Annotated in this window: 27 protein-coding genes and 1 pseudogene; 15 read left to right on the forward strand and 13 right to left on the reverse strand. The window is 44.9% G+C overall.

Going from position 1 to position 22,642, the window contains the following annotated elements; all coding sequences use genetic code 11:
- From R7Z41_RS10250 to R7Z41_RS10265, 4 genes and pseudogenes are all read right to left on the reverse strand, one after another.
- Positions 1-192, reverse strand: a pseudogene (locus R7Z41_RS10250) (hypothetical protein); the annotation flags it as partial.
- Positions 193-263: 71 nt separating this feature from the next.
- Positions 264-1,403 (reverse strand): flagellin, encoded by a 1,140-nt coding sequence (locus R7Z41_RS10255; RefSeq protein ID WP_005394321.1) that lies wholly within the window; start codon positions 1,401-1,403, stop codon positions 264-266.
- Between the two features lie 142 nt (positions 1,404-1,545).
- A complete protein-coding gene (locus R7Z41_RS10260; RefSeq protein ID WP_005394322.1) occupies positions 1,546-2,448 on the reverse strand; it encodes a Dyp-type peroxidase in 903 nt (300 codons plus the stop codon).
- A gap of 46 nt (positions 2,449-2,494) precedes the next feature.
- Positions 2,495-2,980 (reverse strand): DUF2919 domain-containing protein, encoded by a 486-nt coding sequence (locus R7Z41_RS10265; protein ID WP_025768263.1) that lies wholly within the window; start codon positions 2,978-2,980, stop codon positions 2,495-2,497.
- Between the two features lie 143 nt (positions 2,981-3,123).
- Between R7Z41_RS10265 and R7Z41_RS10270 the strand changes: the two genes are divergently transcribed.
- Both R7Z41_RS10270 and R7Z41_RS10275 read left to right on the forward strand, forming a co-directional pair.
- Positions 3,124-3,477, forward strand: coding sequence for a DUF2956 domain-containing protein (locus tag R7Z41_RS10270; protein ID WP_005380437.1), 354 nt, complete (start codon positions 3,124-3,126; stop codon positions 3,475-3,477).
- A gap of 3 nt (positions 3,478-3,480) precedes the next feature.
- Positions 3,481-3,813 (forward strand): DUF4156 domain-containing protein, encoded by a 333-nt coding sequence (locus R7Z41_RS10275; RefSeq protein WP_005380435.1) that lies wholly within the window; start codon positions 3,481-3,483, stop codon positions 3,811-3,813.
- Between the two features lie 34 nt (positions 3,814-3,847).
- On the opposite strand, the gene R7Z41_RS10280 is transcribed toward R7Z41_RS10275, so the two are convergent.
- Entirely contained in the window at positions 3,848-4,135 is a 288-nt protein-coding gene (locus R7Z41_RS10280) for a helix-turn-helix domain-containing protein (protein WP_005380433.1), read from the reverse strand.
- A gap of 291 nt (positions 4,136-4,426) precedes the next feature.
- Here R7Z41_RS10280 and R7Z41_RS10285 point away from each other — a divergent pair, with 291 nt between their 5' ends.
- Genes R7Z41_RS10285 through R7Z41_RS10300 form a run of 4 tightly spaced genes read left to right on the forward strand, consistent with a single transcriptional unit; the run spans position 4,427 to position 6,845 of the window.
- The gene (locus R7Z41_RS10285) at positions 4,427-4,777 is read left to right on the forward strand and encodes an ArsC family reductase (RefSeq protein WP_005380431.1); all 351 of its coding nucleotides are present in this window, start codon (positions 4,427-4,429) and stop codon (positions 4,775-4,777) included.
- An 18-nt stretch (positions 4,778-4,795) separates the two neighbouring features.
- Positions 4,796-5,932, forward strand: coding sequence for a succinyl-diaminopimelate desuccinylase (dapE, locus tag R7Z41_RS10290; protein WP_005394330.1), 1,137 nt, complete (start codon positions 4,796-4,798; stop codon positions 5,930-5,932).
- A gap of 14 nt (positions 5,933-5,946) precedes the next feature.
- Positions 5,947-6,645: a M15 family metallopeptidase gene (locus R7Z41_RS10295; RefSeq protein ID WP_031780393.1), complete on the forward strand. Its 699-nt coding sequence runs from the start codon at positions 5,947-5,949 to the stop codon at positions 6,643-6,645.
- Complete coding sequence (locus tag R7Z41_RS10300) at positions 6,642-6,845, forward strand: DUF2897 family protein (RefSeq protein ID WP_005380425.1); 204 nt, start codon at positions 6,642-6,644, stop codon at positions 6,843-6,845. Before R7Z41_RS10295 ends, R7Z41_RS10300 begins: the two co-directional genes overlap by 4 nt.
- Positions 6,846-6,951: 106 nt before the next feature.
- Here R7Z41_RS10300 and bamC read toward each other — a convergent pair whose 3' ends face one another.
- Positions 6,952-7,971 carry an outer membrane protein assembly factor BamC gene (gene bamC, locus R7Z41_RS10305; protein ID WP_005380424.1) on the reverse strand — a complete coding sequence of 340 codons (1,020 nt, stop codon included), beginning with the start codon at positions 7,969-7,971 and terminating at the stop codon, positions 6,952-6,954.
- Between the two features lie 80 nt (positions 7,972-8,051).
- Entirely contained in the window at positions 8,052-8,930 is an 879-nt protein-coding gene (gene dapA / locus R7Z41_RS10310; RefSeq protein WP_005380422.1) for a 4-hydroxy-tetrahydrodipicolinate synthase, read from the reverse strand.
- Between the two features lie 476 nt (positions 8,931-9,406).
- On the opposite strand from dapA, the gene R7Z41_RS10315 reads away from it, so the two are divergent.
- Together R7Z41_RS10315 and bcp are read left to right on the forward strand one after the other, a co-directional pair.
- The gene (locus R7Z41_RS10315) at positions 9,407-9,949 is read left to right on the forward strand and encodes a glycine cleavage system protein R (protein WP_005380420.1); all 543 of its coding nucleotides are present in this window, start codon (positions 9,407-9,409) and stop codon (positions 9,947-9,949) included.
- A 16-nt stretch (positions 9,950-9,965) separates the two neighbouring features.
- Positions 9,966-10,436, forward strand: coding sequence for a thioredoxin-dependent thiol peroxidase (bcp, locus tag R7Z41_RS10320; RefSeq protein WP_005380418.1), 471 nt, complete (start codon positions 9,966-9,968; stop codon positions 10,434-10,436).
- Between the two features lie 77 nt (positions 10,437-10,513).
- On the opposite strand, the gene R7Z41_RS10325 is transcribed toward bcp, so the two are convergent.
- Positions 10,514-11,587 carry an AI-2E family transporter gene (locus tag R7Z41_RS10325; protein WP_005394335.1) on the reverse strand — a complete coding sequence of 358 codons (1,074 nt, stop codon included), beginning with the start codon at positions 11,585-11,587 and terminating at the stop codon, positions 10,514-10,516.
- Position 11,588: 1 nt separating this feature from the next.
- Positions 11,589-11,825, reverse strand: coding sequence for a sulfurtransferase TusA family protein (locus R7Z41_RS10330; RefSeq protein WP_005380414.1), 237 nt, complete (start codon positions 11,823-11,825; stop codon positions 11,589-11,591).
- A 257-nt stretch (positions 11,826-12,082) separates the two neighbouring features.
- On the opposite strand from R7Z41_RS10330, the gene R7Z41_RS10335 reads away from it, so the two are divergent.
- From R7Z41_RS10335 to R7Z41_RS10350, 4 genes are read left to right on the forward strand one after another with little or no spacing between them, the layout of a single operon-like run.
- On the forward strand, positions 12,083-13,534 hold the full coding sequence (locus tag R7Z41_RS10335) for a tetratricopeptide repeat protein (RefSeq protein WP_225477685.1): 1,452 nt from the start codon (positions 12,083-12,085) through the stop codon (positions 13,532-13,534).
- 16 nt (positions 13,535-13,550) lie between these two features.
- Positions 13,551-13,901, forward strand: a complete 351-nt coding sequence (gene arsC, locus R7Z41_RS10340) for an arsenate reductase (glutaredoxin) (RefSeq protein ID WP_005380410.1) — start codon at positions 13,551-13,553, stop codon at positions 13,899-13,901.
- Entirely contained in the window at positions 13,902-14,471 is a 570-nt protein-coding gene (wrbA, locus tag R7Z41_RS10345; RefSeq protein ID WP_005380409.1) for an NAD(P)H:quinone oxidoreductase, read from the forward strand. It begins immediately after the preceding gene.
- 22 nt (positions 14,472-14,493) lie between these two features.
- Positions 14,494-14,934 carry a DUF2069 domain-containing protein gene (locus tag R7Z41_RS10350; RefSeq protein ID WP_005380407.1) on the forward strand — a complete coding sequence of 147 codons (441 nt, stop codon included), beginning with the start codon at positions 14,494-14,496 and terminating at the stop codon, positions 14,932-14,934.
- A 140-nt stretch (positions 14,935-15,074) separates the two neighbouring features.
- Here the strand turns inward: R7Z41_RS10350 and R7Z41_RS10355 are convergent, their stop codons facing one another.
- Complete coding sequence (locus R7Z41_RS10355) at positions 15,075-16,283, reverse strand: DUF2066 domain-containing protein (protein ID WP_005380405.1); 1,209 nt, start codon at positions 16,281-16,283, stop codon at positions 15,075-15,077.
- Between the two features lie 365 nt (positions 16,284-16,648).
- On the opposite strand from R7Z41_RS10355, the gene R7Z41_RS10360 reads away from it, so the two are divergent.
- Positions 16,649-17,902 (forward strand): uracil-xanthine permease family protein, encoded by a 1,254-nt coding sequence (locus R7Z41_RS10360; RefSeq protein ID WP_005394341.1) that lies wholly within the window; start codon positions 16,649-16,651, stop codon positions 17,900-17,902.
- Between the two features lie 116 nt (positions 17,903-18,018).
- Here R7Z41_RS10360 and upp read toward each other — a convergent pair whose 3' ends face one another.
- Positions 18,019-18,645, reverse strand: a complete 627-nt coding sequence (gene upp / locus R7Z41_RS10365) for a uracil phosphoribosyltransferase (RefSeq protein WP_005380401.1) — start codon at positions 18,643-18,645, stop codon at positions 18,019-18,021.
- A gap of 179 nt (positions 18,646-18,824) precedes the next feature.
- On the opposite strand from upp, the gene purM reads away from it, so the two are divergent.
- Together purM and purN are read left to right on the forward strand one after the other, a co-directional pair.
- A complete protein-coding gene (gene purM, locus R7Z41_RS10370; RefSeq protein WP_005394345.1) occupies positions 18,825-19,865 on the forward strand; it encodes a phosphoribosylformylglycinamidine cyclo-ligase in 1,041 nt (346 codons plus the stop codon).
- 151 nt (positions 19,866-20,016) lie between these two features.
- Positions 20,017-20,673: a phosphoribosylglycinamide formyltransferase gene (gene purN, locus R7Z41_RS10375; RefSeq protein ID WP_005394347.1), complete on the forward strand. Its 657-nt coding sequence runs from the start codon at positions 20,017-20,019 to the stop codon at positions 20,671-20,673.
- A 389-nt stretch (positions 20,674-21,062) separates the two neighbouring features.
- Here the strand turns inward: purN and R7Z41_RS10380 are convergent, their stop codons facing one another.
- Both R7Z41_RS10380 and lpcA read right to left on the reverse strand, forming a co-directional pair.
- Positions 21,063-21,908 (reverse strand): class II glutamine amidotransferase, encoded by an 846-nt coding sequence (locus tag R7Z41_RS10380; RefSeq protein ID WP_005380394.1) that lies wholly within the window; start codon positions 21,906-21,908, stop codon positions 21,063-21,065.
- Between the two features lie 50 nt (positions 21,909-21,958).
- Entirely contained in the window at positions 21,959-22,534 is a 576-nt protein-coding gene (lpcA, locus tag R7Z41_RS10385; RefSeq protein ID WP_005380392.1) for a D-sedoheptulose 7-phosphate isomerase, read from the reverse strand.
- Between the last annotated feature and the right edge of the window lie 108 nt (positions 22,535-22,642).

Consider the following 22,642-nt stretch of genomic DNA (forward strand, 5'->3'; position numbering starts at 1 on the left):
TGGTGATTTCTCCAATTGATTTTCCGGTGTAGCGGTTTCCGACGTCTCGGAAAACCAAGTAGTTCTCTCAAAGTTACTTTTATTAACGGCGCATGCCCTGTTTTCTTTAGAGAAAATTTTGGATTTTTTTGAAAATAATTCGTTTGGAGGGGTAATCGTGACAAAGCGGATAAAAAAGCAAAAAACTTTCATTTTTCGCTAAAGCTTCTTTTCGAATTGTCGATACAGACAGGTTTTACGTTAAATTCGGGCAAGGCCGTTCATCAGCCAAGTAAAGTTAATGCTAGGTTGGGCGCTTGTTTTGCTTGTGCAAGAATAGAAGTACTGACCTGCTGCAAAATCTGCTGCTTCACCATTTGCGTGGTTTCTTTCGCGTAGTCAGTGTCTTGGATACGACTGTTGGAAGCGGCTAAGTTTTCGTGGATGTTATCGAGATTATTGATCGCGTGATTAAAGCGGTTTTGATACGCGCCTAACTCCGCACGACTGCCATCTACCGTTTTCAAAGCATCATCTAAAATTCCGACCGCCATCTGAGCGCCACCGACCGTGCTAATATCAATACTATCTACCGTTCTATTTACGGTGACATACTTGCCAAGTTCTAACTCATCAGCCAGGCCACCACTGAAGGTTGGTCCAGGGTATTTTATGGCGTCCTTGTGGGACATGAGTAACTGCAGTTGCCCCTCCTCATTAACAGACGCTTTCACTTTATCGGTTTGCCCATTAATGTAAGTCGCGAGTTCTTCTATATCGTCGCCAGCTTTAGCTTCAATACGGATCTCCTGCTCTTCAAAATTGTTATCACGGTAGCTGATAACAATTTCATTATTTCCGTTTTGAACCGTCCAATCTGAACTGACTCTTTGATATGAGCTCATTGAAAAGCTACCTAAAGATTCCGGCTGCATGGTCCGCAGGCCAATTTGTACCGCTTCACCAGCCGTTGCTCCGATTTGAAAAGACGATGTACCGAATGTGCCATTCAGCAATTTACGTCCACCAAAAGATGTGGTTTCTGCAATACGACTTAACTCATCATTTAAAGCAGACACTTCTTCTTGCAGTGCAGTGCGCTCCGCTTTGCTGTTTGAACCATTGGCTGACTGTAGCGACAAATCACGCATACGTTGCATGATATTGGTCACCTCATTCATCGCGCCTTCCGCAGTTTGCATGATGGAAATGCCGTCATTCGCGTTGCGAACCGCAACATCTAAACCACGCATTTGCGATTGCAAGCGCTTGGAGATTTGCAGACCCGCAGCGTCATCCTTTGCGCTGTTAATACGCTTCCCTGAAGACAAACGCTCCATGGATTGGTTCAGCATGTCAGTTGCACTGGTCAAGTGACGCTGTGCGACAAGTGCTGCAACATTGGTATTAACGGTGATCGCCACGAATAAAGAGTCCTAAAATTAAGGCTTTGAGTACTTATCGACCAAGTAACAGAAAAGTTTAGTGTTTTTTGAAAAGAGATTGGAATAGAAATAGAAAACAAAAGCCCTCCATTGGAGGGCTTAAGAAATAAAGTCTGACAACTTACTTGATGGCTAGCTCTGCGAGCATTTCTTGCGAAGGCGCGAAGAAGTACGCACCAGTTACCGCTGTTGTGAAACGAAGCATTTGGTCTGTTTTACCATCTGTCACGCCGTACATACTTTCTAGCATCACTTTAATGTTATGAAGTGTATTGCAGTAAGAAATAAACAGCAGGCCATGAGGCCCTGTCACCGTCCCGTATGGTAAGCTGTGGCGAACAATCTTCAAACCTTTACCTTCTTCTTTGATATCAACTCGACCAACGTGTGATGCAGCAGGAACGTCTTCTAGCTCGATAGAGTCTGGCTTGGTACGACCAATCACTTTTTCTTGCGCTTTGACATTCAATCGATTCCAAGCGGCAAGGTTATGTTCAAAGCGCTGAGCCATAACATAACTGCCTCCAGCAAATGGGCCCTCTTTTACTAGAGCCACATCAGCGCGAGCCTCCCCTTTCGGGTTTTCTGTGCCATCAATGAAGTCTGTCATATCACGAGCATCAAGGTAACGGTACCCATATGTTTCGTCCACAATGGTGACATCTTGTGCCGTCTCTTCTAGGAACTTACGCAACACGTAAAAATGCAAGTCGTGACGAGTCGAGTGACAGTGAATCAGTACATCGACATCCGATGCAGGCGCTACGATGTCCCCTTCGCCAAGTTGAGTAAAATCAATAAGCTCTTCTGGCGCGTCTACATTAAGGTGTTCCCAAAACGATTTTGTGAATGCGATAGAAAGCGTCAGCGCTGCACCCGGCTGGGTAATGTTTAACTCTTCCACCAACTTTGGCAGTGCTTTCAGTTTTTCTAATACGTTTTCACGGTTTTGGTTCACTTTGAGTTGAGTGTACAGTGCAAATGGCCCGGCTTCTGGCACGATCGCCGTTTGAGCTTGTGACATTGAGGTTTCCTCTATTACTTTGCCCCAGAGTGGGAAGTTATTGTTTTTAATTCTTTGAATGCTGCTGTTCATCGTGCGCCAATTGTGGCACATGAAAACAGTCTTTTACCCATCTTCCATTTAGAAGATAGATCATAAACCAAGCTAATAAGGTAATGGTAAGGGCGTTTGCCCAATTAAACACTCCATGTTCTAGGTACACATGATACATGGTCTGAGCAAGTTGAATACCGCACAAGATCAAAGTGATCTCGCGACCATAGCGAGTAATTCTGTTTACCCATCCTCTGTCGGGATGACGAAGCCCCATTAACCACATAAGAAGCAAACTTGGAATGCCCATCGCCAAACCTAAATACAACGTACTTGAATCTGGGTAAACAATAGCGAGTAGCTTGCTGCCACTATCACGACTTACACCAGCCATGGCAAACACCACCCATGAACGCACAAGAAACATCCATCCCACCCATAAAATGATCGGCGCCTTTAAAAATCCATGAGCGTCATATTGGTCAAACGAATAGCGCACAACATCTTCTTCTTTATGTGATAAAACGCCACTTTAACCTATCGTTTCAGAGTTGCAAGCCAACAAAGATGAGAACTGAAGTTCATTTCAGCACCTTACACAGGTAAACTAAACAAAGATTTACAGCGACGTTGATGAGAAACATGAAAAAAAGAACTCCAGCCACCCCTGTGCCTTCTCAAGAAACACAAGCCGAAGCGATGAGAATTGCTAAATCCACGCAAAAGCCCGGCCAAACCAAAGAGCAAACCAAGCTCATCGCTCAAGGTATCGAAAAAGGCATCGCGCAATATAAGAAACAACAAAAAGAGCGCAACCGCCAAGCCGATAAAGCGAAGAAAAAACAGCAACGTGAAAAACAACGTCAGCATGAAGAGATTATCGAACAAGACAATATCACCGACGATGCGCCAAACCATTCATCAAGCAAACTGCCTTGGACACTACTTGTCCTGAGCTGGATTGGCTTTGCTGCTTACATAGTATTGGGGAAATAACTAATGAAACGCCTGTTACTTGGACTTTTTGTCGTGCTTCTAACGGGTTGCACGATGCCTTCTCACCTTACTCATGCTCAAAGTCAAGATGTTCATATTCGCATTGACGCGCAATTCGACCCTGAGCGATGCGAATACAAAGGCGAAGTCACCGGAAGTGAAGGCCATTGGTATAACTACATTTTCATGACTAATGACGCGATGATGCAAGGCGCGATGAACGATTTAAAAAACAATGCAGCGGCTATCGATGCGGACACCGTTTTTATGGTTTCCCCACAAGATTTTATCACTTCATTTAGCGTGCTGGGTTCCGCCTACCGCTGCAATGGATGAGGCCTGAATATGAAAAAAGCCAGCAATTGCTGGCTTATGCACGAAATCCAAGACTGCTAGCGATATCTCTCTCCCGCTCTAGAACCCATTGGCTATCAAAAGGCCCCCAATCTGAAAGTTGATAATAGCCGTCATTATGACGTCGGCCATCTTGAACGAATATGAGTTCAATGCCGATCCCAGGTAACGCCTTGAGTACATCTTGAATAGTACGACGAGGCCACCCCGTTTTTTCGATCAACTTTGGCACATTCGGCCTTTCTAGGTTTTCCACCAACAAGGCCAAATATAGCCGCCTTGCAAAAACAGGACTCAATTCCATTGACACCTCCTAAAATTGTGCTGATTCATTATTTCGTTTTTGCTCAGCGAGGTGTTGCGTTTGATCAATAACTCGACTTTTCCATTTGATTTAGACGAATTTTTATTCGATTTATAGCGCATTCATCGTAAATAAGTTATGTGACATTAGTTATCTCAATCTATCTGAAAATATTTTCCACCGCATTTTGTCAGTTTGATTGCTTCTTGATAGGATGCTTTAACAGCCCAATTCACTTAAGTGCGTCTTAACCGCGCCAGTGAAAAATAGAACAAAGAAAAAGGAAACACTATGTCGATTACCATGTTTGGTATTCCCAACTGCGATACGATCAAAAAAGCCAAGAAATGGTTAGAAGCCGAGGATATAGCTTACGACTTCCATGACTACCGTAAGCAAGGCATTGATGCAGAAATGGTAAGTGAATTTTGTCGCGCTTTAGGTTGGGAACAGGTGCTCAATAAACGTGGCACAACCTACCGCCAATTAGCGCAAGAGCAGAAAGACACACTTAACGAGGAAAACGCCATCGCTCTTTTGGTAGAAAACCCTGCGATGATTAAACGCCCAATTTTAAAAGTGAATGATCAACTTCATATCGGTTTTAAAGCTGATCAATACGCTAGCATTTTCAACTCTTAAATAAAGGAATACTCAAGGATGACAGACAGTCCAGTATTGGCACTTGCTAAAGATCTGATCAGTAGACAGTCCGAAACGCCGGAAGACGCAGGTTGTCAGGATTTGATGATCGAGCGCTTAAAAGCACTCGGGTTTGAAATTGAAGTGATGGTATTTGAAGACACCACGAACTTCTGGGCTCGACGTGGTTCAGAAGCGCCGCTATTTGCGTTTGCTGGCCACACCGATGTGGTACCAGCTGGCAAATTGGAACACTGGAATACACATCCGTTTGAACCGACCATTATTGATGGTTACTTGCATGGCCGCGGCGCAGCTGACATGAAAGGGTCGCTAGCTGCTATGGTCGTTGCTGTCGAACGCTTCATTGAAGAAAACCCAGACCACAAAGGCTCAATTGGCTTTTTGATTACGTCAGATGAAGAAGGGCCATTTATCAATGGTACCGTTCGCGTTGTAGAAACGTTGATGGAACGTGGTGAGAACATCGATATGTGTATTGTTGGTGAACCATCCAGCACCGACGTGGTTGGCGATGTAGTGAAAAATGGACGCCGTGGATCCATCACTGGTGATTTAACGGTAAAAGGAACACAAGGTCACGTGGCCTACCCTCACCTAGCCAGCAATCCAGTGCACGAGTCTCTACTCGCGATTCATGAACTCGCGACGACAGAATGGGATAAAGGGAATGATTACTTCCCACCGACTAGTTTCCAGATCCCGAATGTATCGGCTGGCACTGGTGCGTCTAACGTTATTCCTGGCGAGTTCCATGTTCAGTTCAACCTACGTTTTAGTACTGAGCTTAACAATGACGCAATTGTTCAGCGTGTTACCGAAACATTGGACAAGCATGAGCTGGACTACGACCTAAAATGGACATTCAACGGAGACCCATTCCTGACCGATACAGGCGCACTGCTAGACGCGGTTGTAGCTGCTGTGGCCGAAGTCAATGATACGAAGCCAGAGCTACTTACAACTGGCGGTACTTCTGATGGTCGTTTTATTGCTCGAATGGGAGGTCAAGTCGTAGAGTTAGGCCCTGTTAACGCTACGATTCATAAAGTGAACGAGTGTGTGAAAGTCGACGATCTTGAAAAGTTGACGGACATGTACGAAAACACGTTGAAACACCTATTGGCGAAGTAATCAGCGAGAACACAATGACATCAGAGCAACTCACCGGAATCACTGATTCCCATCTTCAATCCACACTAGTGGGGCAAAAGGCATTTATGCTTCACCCTAAAGTAGTCAATGACTTATTGAAGATGATTAATGCCGCAACCGAAGCAGGTTTCAAAATGGAAATCGCCAGTGGTTTTCGTGACTTTAATCGCCAAAAAGCCATCTGGAACGGGAAGTTTTCTGGTGAGTTGCCAATTCTCGACATCAACTCCCGCCCTTTGAATAAAGCAGAGTTAAATGACGAAGAGAAATTGATGGCCATTTTGCGCTGGTCGGCATTGCCCGGAGGAAGTCGTCATCATTGGGGTTGTGATTTTGATGTCTATGCGCGCAATTTATTGCCTGCTGACACCAAACTCAAGTTGGAACCTTGGGAGTATCTTGAAGGCCACCAGCAGGCGTTCTACCAATGGTTAAAAGCCAACCTTGGTCGGTTCGGTTTCTTCTTTCCTTATCAGCATGATTTAGGTGGCGTTTCGATTGAGCCTTGGCACATTAGTCACCGCGCTGTCGGGCAGCAATGCCTCGAGCAGTTGACGCTTGATGTACTCAGAAGCCAGTTGATTAAACAAAATCAGACCGACAACATTGCAGGGATTGACGTCATACTGAATAATTTGGATAACGTCGTTGCCAAATTTATTCACAATATCACGCCGCCGGAGGCTCTATGATAGAAATACTAACCAATCCTTGGGTCATTATTATTGTAGTGCTGAGCGTGGTCATTGGTAATATTGCCGCACTCAAATATACCGCAAAAATGAAGTTTGGTCAGATGGATAAAAGCCGTAAGAACGATTTAGATAAGCTGAACACATTGGATAAACAGCGCTACGCTGAAGAAGATAAAAACAAAAACGAGCCTCGTTAGTTACTCACCAGCTTCATCTCGACACATTTAATCTAAACATCAAAAAAGGGACCACTAGGTCCCTTTTCTATCATTAAGTAAACACGCCGCGTTAAGCTCGCTTTGTTTACTGCTTCACTGTTGCAGCCAATACAGGCGCTAGTGATTTCAAAAACTCTTCTTCTACTGGCTTGCCAGAGGAGTCGGTGATATTGATAGACGTACGGTTGCCTAAATCACCAAGTAAGAATGTGTACTTACCAGCGGCTAACTCCACTGGTTTAACGCCGATATCGTTCCAGAATTCATCATCCGGAGACGCATATTTCGCAGTGATTGTGCCCTGAGACTGGCTACGCTCTTCAATCTTAAAGCCCATCTTAGGTAGAATATTAGGCAGACGCTGCCAAAGCATGTTGTATTGCGCACGCGCGATAATCACTGGAAGTCCGCTGCGGTCTTTACCCATTGTGATTGGGATCTGTTTAACCAACTCTTGCGCTTTACGCTGTGCTTCTTCACGCACTTCTTGATCGTAGCGAGCGGTGACCAAGTTCGTCATGAACACATTGTAGCGCTCACGGTTGGTCGCCGTTACTTCTTTCACTTGATTGCCTTCACGCCAGTCAATAAGGCTAACCTTAAAGCCGTGTCGACCATTTGCTTCAGCGCGTACGATTTCATATCGGCTGCCAATTTCTAGCTCTTCATCTGGCGAATCCCAAGTCACCCATCCTGTCTCGATGCGAGAGTCTGTTTGGCTTTCAACTGGAATCTCGTTAGCCGCGACCATGTTTTGCACCGTTTGCCAAACTTTATCTAGTTCATCTTTACGAAGTAGCCAAAGTGTCACTTCACCATCACTACTGCGGTCTAGACGTGCACCGGGAATAAGCTCTAGGACTTGTTGAGGTGGACGAATGTCGACATCTTTACCTACACCACCAGCGTAGTTACCCTGAGGGATCTCGTAGTTAGGGTAAAACTGAGGCTGTGCACCCTGTGGGACATTCCACTCACCCAAATTTGGGGAGTTCAAATACTCGAAGTCATCTTTTGCTTGACGACGTTGATTGGCACCACCTGAACAGGCAGTCAATACGAATACAGCTAATGAACTTAACACTAACTGGCTTGAAAGCTTCATCTATACTCCTAAAACACCGAGGGCGCTTTGGCCCCCAGTATGAACTTCAATCCTAGTAACTCAATCTTAATAGCTCAATCTTAATAAATATGGGCGTCTGTTAGCGCCTGCTCGACGATCGGCTGCGATTTTTCAGAAAGCGTAGTTAAAGGAAGACGCAAACCACCTTCTTCAATCAAACCAAGCTTTTGCGCTGCCCATTTTACTGGGATAGGGCTTGCTTCGATGAAAAGGTTTTTGTGTAGAGTCATCAAGCGTTGGTTAATCGCTTCTGCTTCTTCGTACTTACCTTCACTTGCCAAATGGAACATGTCTGCCATGTCTTTAGCTGCAATATTGTTCGTTACCGAGATAACACCATTGCCGCCAAGTTTCACAAAATCCAGCCCTGTCGCATCATCGCCACTTAGTAAGATAAAATCTTCGCCACAAAGTTCACGATGAATTGCAATTCGTTCCAAATCGCCCGTTGCATCTTTTAGAGCCACGATATTATCAAGCTTTGACAAGCGTGCCACTGTTTCTGGCTGCATATCAACAGCAGTACGGCCTGGTACGTTGTACAAAATTAGAGGCACATCACTCGCTTCGGCAATTGCCTTGTAATGTAAAAACAAACCCTCTTGAGTTGGTTTGTTGTAATACGGTGTCACACTCAGGAAGCCAGCAATACCAGAATCAGCCAGTAATTTGCTAAATGTTACTGCCTCATGGGTTGCATTTGCACCCGTGCCAGCAATCACAGGGATGCGACCGTCGGCAAACTCAACAGTTTTATTAACGACCTTCACATGCTCTTCAATGGTCAGTGTCGCTGACTCACCTGTTGTGCCTACTGCCACAATACCGTCTGTACCCGCTTCAACGTGGTACTCTACTAGCTTTTGCAGACCGTCAAAGTCTACTTCGCCATCTGCTTTGAATGGCGTAATCAGCGCTACGATACTTCCTGAAAACATGTTTATCTCCCTCATTTAACTCTTTCTGCATGGTACTGTAATGCGATTGAAAAACACAAGAGCGTAAACTCGCTTACAAAGTACAAATGAATGAATAATTATCAGTTGTTAGAGGTCTAGCAACTTAATTGCTCTATTTGGTTTGATTAACGGCAATATTGATAATCGTGTTGGGCTTTCGAGTGACTTTAGAATCTATCAGTGATTTGGAAAATACTGAAGAGCACAAGCAAGGAAAATATACTCTTTGGTCTTGTTAGCCGAGTCAGATCTAAGTGAATAAAACGGCCAGACAATAGGCAAGCACATCATGCAAACGTTTTGTTTATCCTATAGCCTGCATTTACTGTTTATTTCCCACCACTCCCCTCAAGCTCCGACTGCTTTTTTATGGACTAAAAAAGAACTGGCTCGATATTTCTTCGCAATATCTGTGCTAACATCTCTCTATTGAAGAAAGGACAAGAAGCTCATTTATGAAGCAACATCTGGTACTTACAGCAGTTGGAACGGACCGTCCAGGCATTTGTAACCAAGTCGTACAGCTCGTTACTCAAGCTGGTTGTAACATAGTCGATAGCCGTATCGCTATCTTTGGCAGCGAATTTACGCTGATCATGCTCCTGACTGGGAACGCCAGCAGCGTGACTCGAGTTGAAACGCAATTGCCCCTGCTTGGCCAAGAACATGACCTTATTACGATCATGAAACGCACAGCGGCGCACGAACTGCTCGATAACAGCTACACCATGGAAGTGTTTATTGAGTCTGAAGACCGCCCTGGGTTAACTGAAAAATTTACTAAGTTCTTCGCTGATCAGCAGATTGGTTTAGACTCTCTTAGCGCGCAAACCATCAGCAAGTCGAAAATTCAACTCGATTCTGACCAGTTTCATATTGCGATTACTGCATCTGTAAGCGCGGATTTTAATTTGATGCAGTTACAAGAAGACTTCGATGAACTTTGTAAGTCGCTCAACGTACAAGGTTCTCTGAATTTCATTAAAAACACACTATAAAGTAAAGGAAATCAAAATGAATACGCTGACAGCAGGCTCGCCAGCGCCAGCCTTCTCTTTGCTCGACCAAGACGGAAATACCGTTTCTCTTGAGGACTTTAAAGGCAAGAAAGTACTTTTCTACTTTTACCCTAAGGCGATGACGCCGGGTTGTACTACACAAGCAAAAGGCCTTCGTGACATCAAAGCTGAACTCGATGCACATAACGTGGTAGTACTCGGCGTAAGCATCGACCCTGTAAAGCGCCTAGGCAAGTTCATCGAGCGCGATGATTTAAACTTCACTCTGCTTTCAGATGAAGACCATGCCGTTGCAGACCAGTTCGGCGTTTGGGGCGAAAAGAAATTCATGGGCAAAGTATACGACGGTCTTCACCGCATTAGCTTTCTGATCAATGAAGAAGGCGTGATCGAACACGTGTTTAACAAGTTCAAAACCAAAGATCACCACGAAGTCGTATTAAACTACTTAAACGAAAACGCTTAAACGCTATTGTTTTTCTACAAACAAAAAGCCCAGCAAACTGCTGGGCTTTCTTTTAACTATCGTACCTTTGGTAACAACTACTCTTGTTCGATAGGTTCGTTTTCTTCCGTGCTTGGTAATGCATGCCATACGGCTTTGACTAATGTCGCTAAAGGAATGGCAAAGAACACCCCCCAAAAACCCCAGAGCCCACCAAAGACTAATACAGCCACAATGATAGCAACTGGGTGTAAGTTTACTGCCTCGGAAAACAGAACAGGAACCAAGACGTTACCATCAAGCGCCTGGATAATACCGTAAGCAAGCAACAACCAATAAAACGGAGGCGTTAAACCCCATTGGAACAAACCAACGATAGCAACAGGTACAGTAACAGCCGCCGCACCGATATAAGGAATCAAAACCGATAGACCAACGGCTACGGCAAGCAACGCCGAGTAACGAAGATCTAAAAGGGCAAAAGTTACGTAGCTCACACCGCCCACGATTAAAATCTCTAACACTTTACCGCGAATGTAATTTGATATCTGCTCGTTCATTTCATGCCAAACTTTATTCGCCAATTTACGGTTTTTCGGCAGAATACCGCTTGCGATTCGCAGCATTTCTTCTTTGTCTTTAAGCAAAAAGAAGATAAGGAGTGGCACTAAGATCAAATATACCGCTAGCGTTGCGATGCTAACTAATGAAGCAAGCGACCCTTTGACGACACTTTCACCCAGCCCCAATGCTTGGTTTTTGGCGTTCGTCACCACGGTTTCTACTATTTCTAAATTGGCTAGTTCAGGATGGCGCTCTGGCAATGTGACAATAAACTTTTGTAGCCCGTTGTACATGTTCGGAATATCGTTAATTAGATTACCGACCTGAGTCCAAATCGTCGGAACCAAGCCAAACAACGCAATTAACATCAACCCGACAAAGACCAAGATAACGATAATAACCGACAAGGTGCGCGGCACGCCTATACGACACATTTTGACAACTGGCCATTCAAGTAGATAAGCCAAAACGATCGCGACAAGTAATGGCGCAATCAAGTGTCCAAAGAAGTAAATGGTGATAAAGCCAAACAGCAAGATCGCGACGAGACTTACTGCGTGAGGGTCAGAGAAACGTCGTTTATACCAACGACTAACCATTTCAAACATCTTATGCGGATTCCTTATTGAAGACAGTCAATGTGTAGTGCTCTGATGTAGATTGGCAATCAACTGAGTACCCTTGGGCACTAAGATAGTTCACAATGTCTCGTTTAGAGCTGTTGTCCACCACTTGAATGACAAGTTGATGATACTGCTTTGCTTCTCCTTGAAAGACCTCAGCAGCATGACGCTTTGCAAGTAACAGTGCCATAGGACAACGTTGCTCACGCAAATCAAGTAACATGGATTCCATTGTATTGCTCTGCACTTATGATAGGGTTGTATTGTAACGGCTTTTTGAGCTGGTGCTAGCACTTCTGACATGATTTAACCACATGCTGAAATAGCTCGGATATAAAATAATTTACGAAACCAATTCATTTATTTCCGGTCTTACTGTTAGCTTATATCCTCACGGATAACCAAAACGTATGTGGTGCTGTTAATAGGCTCTCGACCTGTAACCACATGCTTATGTATTTTGGAGAACCTTGTAAACGTATGTTAAAACGCACTCGCTCGCTAGTTTGCTTATGTCTTGCTGCTGCCATCAGTTCGCCGACAACTTATGCCAATAGCATTGACTTGCCAGACATTGGCACAGCTGCTGGTGGCACGCTTTCAATAGACCAAGAGTTGATTTATGGCGACGCCTATATGCGTATGCTCAGAGCCAGTAAACCTATCGTTAATGACCCTGTCATCAATGAATATATTGACTCTCTTGGGCACAAATTAGTGGCCAATGCGAATGATGTAAAAACGCCGTTCCACTTCTTTATGATTCGCGACCGTAATATCAACGCATTCGCGTTTTTTGGTGGCTATGTAGCGCTGCATTCTGGGGTGTTTCTTCATGCTCGTTCAGAAAGTGAGCTGGCCTCTGTTGTCGCTCACGAGATAGCGCACGTCACACAACGTCACCTTGCTCGGAGTATGGAAGAACAAGCGCGTCGCTCTCCGGCCACATTAGCCGCACTTGCGGGGGCACTACTACTTTCAATTGCCTCACCCGAAGCGGGGATGGCTGCAATTACAGCAGCAACCGCGGGCAACATGCAAAGTCAAATCAACTACACTCGTGCAAACGAAAAAGAAGCGGATCGCTTTGGTATTTCGACACTAGCAAAAGCCGGCTTTGATGTTCAAGCAATGCCAAGGTTTTTTGGCCGTCTTGCTGATGAGTATCGTTATGCGAGTAAACCGCCACCAATGCTCCTGACTCACCCTTTGCCTGAAGATCGAATTACCGATAGCCGTGCGCGAGCAAGAACCTATCCTCCAATGCGTGTTGTGCCTTCAATAGACTATCATCTAGCTCGCGCGCGCATTGTGGCTCGTTACGCTGGCATTGATGGACAAGCCGCCCTGAGCTGGTTTGAGAGAACCCAAAAGAAAGCCTCTGCGGACATTACACCTGCTTTTGATTATGGTCGAGCTCTCGTGCATTTAGACAATAAACGCTTATCTCAAGCGGAACCAATTTTGAAAAAGTTACTGGAACAAGACCCAAGTAACCCGTTTTACTTGGACGCTATGACGGATTTATACATCGAGAAGAAGCAGCCAGAAAAAGCAACCGAGATGCTCCGCAAAGCGTTATCTCGTAACCCTCAAAATAAAGTATTGACCATTAACTACGCCAATGCGCTACTTGAGGACAATAAAAACGATCAAGCCACGCGAGTTCTTCAAAGATACACTCATGACTATCCTGAAGATACAAATGGCTGGCACCTAATATCGAAGAGCTACCACGCGCTGGGGCGTAGCGATGAAGAGTTGGCTGCTCGAGCAGAAATTTTGGCATTGCGAGCAAATTGGAATAAAGCGATTCAATATTATAGTGAAGCAAGTAAAATGGCCAAGTTGGGCAGCTTAGAGCAAGCACGATACGATGCCCGTATCGACCAACTCATGATCCAAAGAGATCGATTCATGGCATTACAATAACGAAATGGAGAAAACCATGTCAGTCGTGATTTATCACAACCCTCGTTGCTCAAAGAGCCGTCAAACACTTGAACTGCTTGAGCAAAATGGTGTTACACCGGAAGTCGTCAAATACCTAGACACACCACTTAACGTGGATGAACTAAAAGCGCTGTACGCCCAGCTTGGCTTTTCATCTGTACGTGAAATGATGCGCACTAAAGAAAGTGAATATAAAGAGCTTGGCTTAGGCGAAGACTCCGTCAGCGATGAGCAATTATTCGAAGCAATGGCGAAGAATCCAAAGTTGTTTGAGCGTCCGGTTGTCGTTGCTAACGGCAAAGCAAAAATTGGTCGCCCACCAGAGCAAGTGTTGGATATTTTATAAATGGATTGCCAGATCCTTATTTTGTATTTCAGCCGTCATGGCTCGACAAAACAGCTGGCAAGACAAATAGCAAGAGGAGTCGAATCGACTCCTCAATGCCAAGCAATTTTGCGTACAGTTGAAGAATTGTCACCTCACTCACACTCCCCTTCTGATCCAATTGTTACTCTAGAGGAACTAAAAACGTGCGACGGTCTAGCGTTTGGCAGTCCCGTCTGGTTTGGCAACATGGCTGCGCCTTTAAAGCACTTCTGGGATCAGACTACATCTTTATGGGTCAGTGGTGACTTAATCGATAAGCCTGCTTGTGTCTTTACCTCTTCGTCCTCGATGCATGGTGGTCAAGAAACAACGTTACAAAGCATGATGACCCCTTTATTGCATCACGGGATGATGGTTTTGGGCATTCCTTATTCCGAGCCAGAGTTACACACTACGCAGTCCGGAGGCACTCCGTATGGCGCCAGCAGTGTAGGCCATGAGGCAACCCTAAGCAGTGAAGAGATTCGCCTGGCACAACAATTAGGCAAAAGGCTGGCAACTGCAGCGTTAAAACTAAAAGTCTGTTAGTAAAATCAAGGATAGTTAATCGATGTCTGACTCTTTAGACCAAACACCACTCGGTACACAGGCTAAAACGTATCGTTACCTGGCTTTATTTGGCAACTTAGCCTTATTAGCCTGGGTCGCTATTTGGCAGCTTGCGTTATCCCCTCATCCCCACCTCAGCAGCACAACACTTGCTATTGCTTGGTGTATTCCGCTACTACTTCCGTTGCCTGGTATTTTAGCTGGTAAGCCTTACACTCATGCTTGGGCTAACTTTGTTCTTATGCTGTATTTCTTGCATGCGCTGACCATCCTTTATGTGGATGGGGGTGAACGCTGGCTTGCGGCAGTGGAACTGATACTGACTTCACTCGGTTTCGCTGGCAATATTTTGTTTGCTAGAGCGAGAGGCAAAGAGCTAGGTCTTAAGTTGAAACGCCTCTCTCAAGTAGAAAAAGAAGAAAAAGCGAAATTCAATAAATAACGCCAATTGCAGTCAATCACTGATCATTGGTTCGAATACGAATTTAGAAAACAAAAAGAGTCGCTATTGCGACTCTTTTTTATGCTTACCACATTGGTCTTTGATCCTTGCGTTTCACGCCTGGAACGCTACCAAGGAGATTACGATGCCGAGCGCCACTCGTAGATCAAGTCATACTGTTCTCGGGCAGGCTCCACAATCATTGGCTGAGTTGGCTGTGTTTCGTCACTTGCTTCTGCCACAATATCTACTGGTACTTCAGGCTGCGCTTCTTTTGGCGTCGCGGCGTCTTTTGCTTCATTACTCTGAACCAATGGCTCTTCTTCTTGAGTTGAAGCTGGGGCATCAACTTCACCTAAAGGATCTTCAAAAACCATTAATTGAGAAATAGAAGAAGCTTCTTTCTCAAAAGCTTGTTGTGATGCCAAAAGGTGGATGTTGAGCGTTAACTCGTCCCCTTGAACACGCTTAATCTCTGTACCCGCAACCGAATTAAGTTGTTTTAACGCATTCTCTAAACGGAAGAAGTCCGTGGCAGAGGTTACATTAAGGACTTTCACTGCTAGCGCTTTTGAAGACTTTCCTGAAACCACAACTGCACTCTTACTTGCATAGTAGTCTGCGATGCCATCCACCATTTCTGCAATAGCATTAGCACCTGATACAGACCCGCTACGCGGAGAACGTTGCGCTTCTACAATTCTCGTTGGCGACTGGTCGTAGAGTGTCCAACGAATTTGTTCACCTTGAGCCCGTACAACCAAAACGGCGTCAGCTGGGTAGCGCTGGCTGGCTTGACCAATTGGCTCAATAAAGCCGCCCCAAAGATCAGAGACATTAACACCGGTTACATCATCAAAATCCCCAACCGGGATAGTGATTGGTAGGCCTCTTAATTTCGCTGCGCTACGAAGTGCTGCAACATTTGAAGATTCAGAATGCTCCCACGCAATGTTACGATCGTAACCCTGTTCTTCAACCATCCAAACTAAAATATTGGCACGATTTGGCGACCAAGATGGCAATTGTGCTTGTGTTAAAAGAGAGCTGATTTGGTCGTTGTTAAACAACATTTTTAAGCTCGCTTTTCCATCAACCTGCCCATAGCTTAGTTGAGAAATGTAACGCGCACTTGAGCTAAGTGCCTTTTTAATCACTGGATTGCTTAAAGAGGATTGAGAACCGGTCGCTCGAACAATCACATCCTGCATACCTTGTTGACGAGCCAAAGACTCACCGTCGTTCTGCTCACTGTCGATAACCACTTCGGCACGATAGATATCCACCTGAGTTAATGCATATACTGGTAGGGACAACCAACCTATCAGTAAGAGAGCTAAATAGCGCATAGTTTTTATAATCCTCTGAACAAGAACCCGAATAATAAGCAACTATCAAATCTTGAGCAAGGCAAGTACTGAGTAAATTGTCTGTATTATGACCAGCTTTGTTAACTCGGGCCTCAACCAGCACTTCAGTGCTATTTTTTATAATAAACTCATTGCTTATTAAGCTATCTCAACAAGTTAGGCTGTCCATTTTTCATCTTCACGCAAGGCACGTAAAAGAGGACAATTTGCAAGCAAGCAACTCTCAAAAGTGCTATTTATGGGAAAAATTCAATCGAAAGTTTGATCTATGCAACATTGCAAACGATTGCAGGATGATAGTATTCGCCGGATTTGTCTGCGTATCTTGAAAATAGGGAATTATTATGAAAAACGCGTTACAAGGCGCTCAAATGCTCTTTGTCGCTTTTGGTGCTTTGGTGCTTGTGCCGCTCCTAACTGGCCTTGATCCAAACGTAGCCCTCTTTGGTGCCGGTGTCGGTACCCTCCTCTTCCAATTAATGACTAAACGTTCTGTTCCCATCTTCCTTGCCTCTTCTTTTGCGTTTATTGCTCCTATTATGTTCGGTATCCAAACTTGGGGTATCGGTGCAACGATGGGCGGCTTGATGGCAGCTGGCTTAGTTTATGTGGCTCTAGGGGCGATGATCAAAGTGCGTGGTGTTGGATTTATCCATAAAATTCTCCCGCCCGTTGTCGTTGGCCCTGTGATCATGGTTATCGGCCTTGGCCTTGCCCCAACAGCAGTGAACATGGCGGTAGGTAAAACTGGTGATGGAGCTGCACAGCTAGTTAATGGTGATGCTGCGATCATTATCTCGGCGGTCTCACTGCTCACAACCATTGTACTCAGCGTTTTTGCAAAAGGCTTTTTGAAGCTCGTTCCTATTGTTGGTGGTATTCTTGCTGGTTACTCTGTTTCTCTATTCTACGGGGTGGTTGATTTCACTCCCGTAGAACAAGCGGCTTGGCTAGCCATGCCAAACTTCACCGCGCCAGAGTTCAATATCAACGCAATTTTGTTCATGATTCCTGTCGCTATCGCACCTGCGGTTGAGCACGTAGGTGACATGCTTGCCATCTCAAACGTTACAGGTAAAAACTACCTGAAAAAACCAGGCCTTCATCGCACAATCGCAGGTGACGGGGTGGCAACTATCGCAGCTTCGATGGTGGGTGCTCCACCAAACACCACTTACAGTGAAGTAACAGGAGCGGTAATGCTAACCAAAGCATTTAACCCTGTGATCATGACTTGGGCAGCAATCACCGCAATCGTACTTGCATTGGTAGGTAAGCTAGGTGCGGTTCTTCAAACGATTCCAGTACCTGTCATGGGCGGTATCATGATTCTGCTGTTCGGCTCTATCGCAACGGTAGGCCTCAACACACTGATCAAGAATAACGTTGATTTACATAAGTCTCGTAATCTAGTGATTGTTGCCGTAACCCTTGTGTTTGGCATTGGTGGTATGGCCTTCGGTATTGGTGAGTTCAGTCTACAAGGTGTGAGCCTATGCGGTATCGTGGCAATTATTCTTAACCTTGTGCTACCAAACGATTTAGGTGAAAACCACCTTGTGGATAACGCACAAATGGAAGAAGAAAGCGCGAAATAGTTCGTTTGCGCCGCTTTATTAGTTGGCGTGTCTTACTCTTCTCCTCTTGTAGATACAAAAAAGGCTTGGTTTTCACCAAGCCTTTTTCTGTTCAGTCATAGTAATACATCAAAGAATTACTTAGTACCGAAGATCTTATCACCTGCATCGCCTAGACCCGGAACGATGTAGCCTTTGTCATTAAGCTTCTCATCGATTGCCGCAGTGTATAGCTCAACATCTGGGTGTGCTTTTTCTAGCGCTTCAATACCTTCTGGTGCAGCAACAAGTACTAGCACTTTGATTTGGTTACAACCTTTCTCTTTTAGGAGATCGATCGTAGCAATCATAGAACCACCTGTTGCAAGCATTGGGTCAACAACAAGCGCAATACGCTCCTCGATGTTTGAAGCAAGCTTGTTGAAGTAAGGAACTGGCTCAAGCGTTTCTTCATCACGGTAAATACCCACAACACTGATACGTGCGCTTGGCATGTGCTCAAGAACTCCATCCATCATGCCTAGACCTGCACGTAGGATTGGCACTACGGTTACTTTTTTACCTTTAATCTGGTCTACTTCTACCGGACCGTTCCAACCATCAATGGTCACTTTTTCTGTTTCAAAGTCTGACGTTGCTTCGTAAGTAAGTAGGCTACCGACCTCAGTCGCTAACTCACGAAAACGTTTTGTGCTGATGTCACCTTCTCTCATTAGACCAATTTTATGTTTTACTAGAGGGTGCTTTACTTCAACAACTTTCATGTCCATCTCCGGCTATAGTTGGCAATATTTAAACAAACCTTCAGATTATACATGATTTTCACAGGGATATCAGGATAAATCACTAAAGAAAAAAACAGACGCAAACGTTTGCTATCTATGTTTAAGCACTGTTAGAATAGCGCCGTTTTCATATCCAACTTAATACCGAGGACTTCCCTGTGAGTGGTAACAACTCTTCTCTTAGCTATAAAGACGCTGGTGTAGATATTGATGCAGGCAACGCGCTTGTGGATCGTATTAAGGGTGCGGTAAAACGCACTCGTCGCCCTGAAGTTATGGGTGGTATCGGTGGTTTTGGCGCGCTATGCGAATTGCCAACTAAATACAAACAACCTGTACTGGTTTCTGGTACTGATGGCGTTGGCACAAAACTTCGCCTAGCACTGGATATGAACAAGCACGACACGATTGGCATCGACCTAGTGGCAATGTGTGTAAATGATCTTATCGTGCAAGGCGCAGAGCCACTGTTTTTCCTAGATTACTACGCAACAGGCAAACTAGACGTTGATACCGCAGCGGATGTTATTTCAGGTATCGCAGAAGGGTGTGTTCAAGCAGGTTGTGCCCTAATTGGTGGCGAAACTGCGGAGATGCCGGGCATGTATGAAGGCGAAGACTACGACGTAGCTGGTTTCTGTGTTGGCGTAGTAGAAAAAGAAGACGTGATTGACGGCACGAAAGTCGCTGCTGGTGATGCACTTATCGCTGTTGGCTCAAGCGGCCCACACTCAAACGGTTACTCCCTTATCCGTAAGATCCTAGAAGTATCTGGTGCAGATAAGAGCGAAGAGCTAGCAGGCCGCACTATTGGTGAGCACCTACTAGAACCAACAAAAATTTACATCAAGTCAGCACTTAAGATGATTGAGAAACACGACATCCATGCGATTTCTCATATCACTGGTGGTGGTTTCTGGGAAAACATCCCACGCGTACTGCCTGAAGGCACGAAAGCAGTTATCGATGGTAACAGTTGGGAATGGCCAGTTATCTTCAAGTGGCTACAAGAGAAAGGCAACGTCGACACACACGAAATGTACCGCACATTCAACTGTGGTGTAGGTCTAATCGTCGCACTACCGAAAGACCAGGCAGACGCAGCAGTTGCTCTTCTTAAAGAAGAAGGCGAAAACGCGTGGGTGATTGGTCAAATCGCACAAGCAGACGCGAACGAAGAGCAAGTTGAAATCCAATAATTTGCAAATCGAGCTCAAAAGATAAGAAGAATGAGGACACTAGATGACTAGGTCCTCATTTTGCTATCTAGAACACTAAAAACCATTCTATTAGTAGGTAGTTTAGAAGCTACATAACTCCAACCTACAATACCAAGGCGCTCTCGACATCATGAAAAACCATACCCTAAAAAACATTGTGGTCCTCATCTCGGGTAACGGAAGTAACCTGCAAGCTATCTTGGAAGCTTGCGAAGACAGCATGCCAAACGCACGAGTGGCAGCCGTGTTCTCTAACAAAGCAGATGCTTTTGGTTTAGAACGTGCAAAAAAGTTTGATGTGGACGGTCACTTTGTCGACCCTAAAGCATTCAGCTCGCGTGAAAGCTTTGATGCAGAGCTAATGAGTCAAATAGATGAATACCAACCAGACGTGATTATTCTTGCTGGTTACATGCGCATTCTGAGCAGCGCATTTGTTTCTCATTACATGGGTAAGATGATCAATATCCACCCTTCTCTTCTACCAAAATATCCTGGGCTACACACACACCAGAGAGCAATTGATGCTGGCGATAAAGAACATGGTACGAGTGTGCACTTTGTAACGGAAGAGCTTGATGGTGGCCCTGTCATACTGCAAGCAAAAGTTCCTGTGTTCGAAGACGATGATGCTAGTGTACTTGCGGCACGTGTTCAGGCGCAGGAGCACCGAATCTACCCTATGGTGGCTAAGTGGCTGGTAGACGAGCGGTTGATCATGAAGGATGGTAAAGCCTATTTAGATGGCGCAGAGCTTGGCGTACATGGGTACGCCTCAGATGAGTAGCCCTGAATAATAAACTCCAAGCACAAAAGAGCAGCCTGAGGGCTGCTCTTGGTTGTTTTAATACTTATAAACTTGATTCAAGAAAGCCGTAGTGAGACTAGAAACCTAAAACCCAACATTCTAAAAAATCCCATAACCACTTGAGTAACATAACACTCGGAAAGTAGATTCTGAATCTGGTTCGTTCTTCACCGTTCAGACTGACGAGGTGTTTTATGAGAAATTTCTATCAGTTACGTCTTTACAGCAAGCCTTAGCGAGACTAGGACTCTACTACCAGCACTCTAGAAAGTAAGAATGCTCATCCGTATCCGCCCTCGGTTTAAAACGCATAAAAATAAAGCTCGCGATTAAGCGAGCTTTATTTTTATATTCAGAGTAAGAGACCATCACTCTAACGGTTCGGTTGGCGCTTGATTGCCCGGCTTAGCCGCCGCAAACGGCACATTTACCAGTTCAGAGGCATTATTTTTGACTAGTTCACCTAGGTGAAACAAGCCGTATTCGCCAGGTTTCATACGCTGCCAAGCTTCGTTGCCCGTCAAAGGTTGAGTTGCAATCACAGAAACGATGTCGTGTGGCGTTGTTTCTTCTTGGAAGTTAATTTCCACATCTTCATCAAGCAACGCGGCTTTTCCAAACGGTGCGCGTCTTGTGATCCAATACAAATGATTGGTGCAATACGTCATTACATACTCACCATCACTCAGAAGCATGTTAAATACACCCTTCTCTCTTAGCTCATCACAACATTTAGCAACATATAAGAATACCGACTCCATATCCTTTGGTGGCTCAGGATATCGATCTTCCATTTGCTTCAATAACCAGCAAAATGCCAGTTCACTATCTGTTTCACCGACAGGTCGATGTCGACCTGTATGCAAGTCTTGATAGCCAGAGAGCTGACCGTTATGCGCAAACGTCCAATACCTACCCCACAGCTCACGTGTAAAGGGATGAGTATTTTCTAAATTAACACCACCACGATTCGCCTGTCGGATATGACTAACGACCGCACGACTTTTGATGGGATAATTTTGTACCAACTCTGCTATTTTAGACTCACAACTTGGCTTGGGATCTTTGAAGGTTCGAAAGCCCTTCCCTTCGTAGAAGGTGATCCCCCATCCGTCACGGTGTGGGCCGGTTCGGCCTCCACGCTGCATGAGCCCAGTAAAACTGAAACAAATATCCGTTGGAACATTAGCGCTCATACCGAGCAATTCACACATGGTTTAAAAAACTCCCTAACAACACAGCTCGAAACGGTGGCCGTAAACGATTATTCCATCTCTTTTTCGATCAACTGAATGATGATATGAATAATCTTAATATGAATTTCCTGAATGCGGTCTGCATAACCAAAGTGTGGCACGCGGATTTCAATATCTGCAAGGCCTGCCATTTTGCCGCCATCTTTACCTGTTAGCGCAATCGTCTTCATGCCTTTCGCTTGTGCTGCTTCAATCGCTTTCAGGATGTTACCTGAGTTACCTGAAGTCGACAGACCAAACAGTACGTCACCTTTTCGACCAACCGCTTCTACATAACGTGAAAACACGAAGTCATAACCAAAGTCATTACTCACACAAGAAAGGTGGCTTGGATCTGAAATAGCAATACCAGCATAGCCAGGACGATTTTCTCGGTAACGGCCTGTTAGCTCTTCGGCAAAGTGCATTGAATCACAGTGAGAACCACCGTTACCACATGACAATACTTTACCATCTTGTTTGAATGAGTCAGCAATCATTTTCGCCGCTGCTTCGATTTGCGCAATGTTATGGTCATCGCTTAAAAATTTGTTGAGCACTTCAGCAGCTTCGTTTAATTCACTTCTAATCAGATCATGGTACATAAGACGTTCTCTTTATTATTTCGGCTTCAGTCAGCTCTTGACTCACTGAGCAAATTGTTCTGATACCAATTTGGTATCGGACATTTCATAAACCTGAACTCGGGTTTG

Source organism: Vibrio sp. 1457, from assembly GCF_033340195.1.
In the GTDB taxonomy this organism is placed as follows: domain Bacteria; phylum Pseudomonadota; class Gammaproteobacteria; order Enterobacterales; family Vibrionaceae; genus Vibrio; species Vibrio alginolyticus.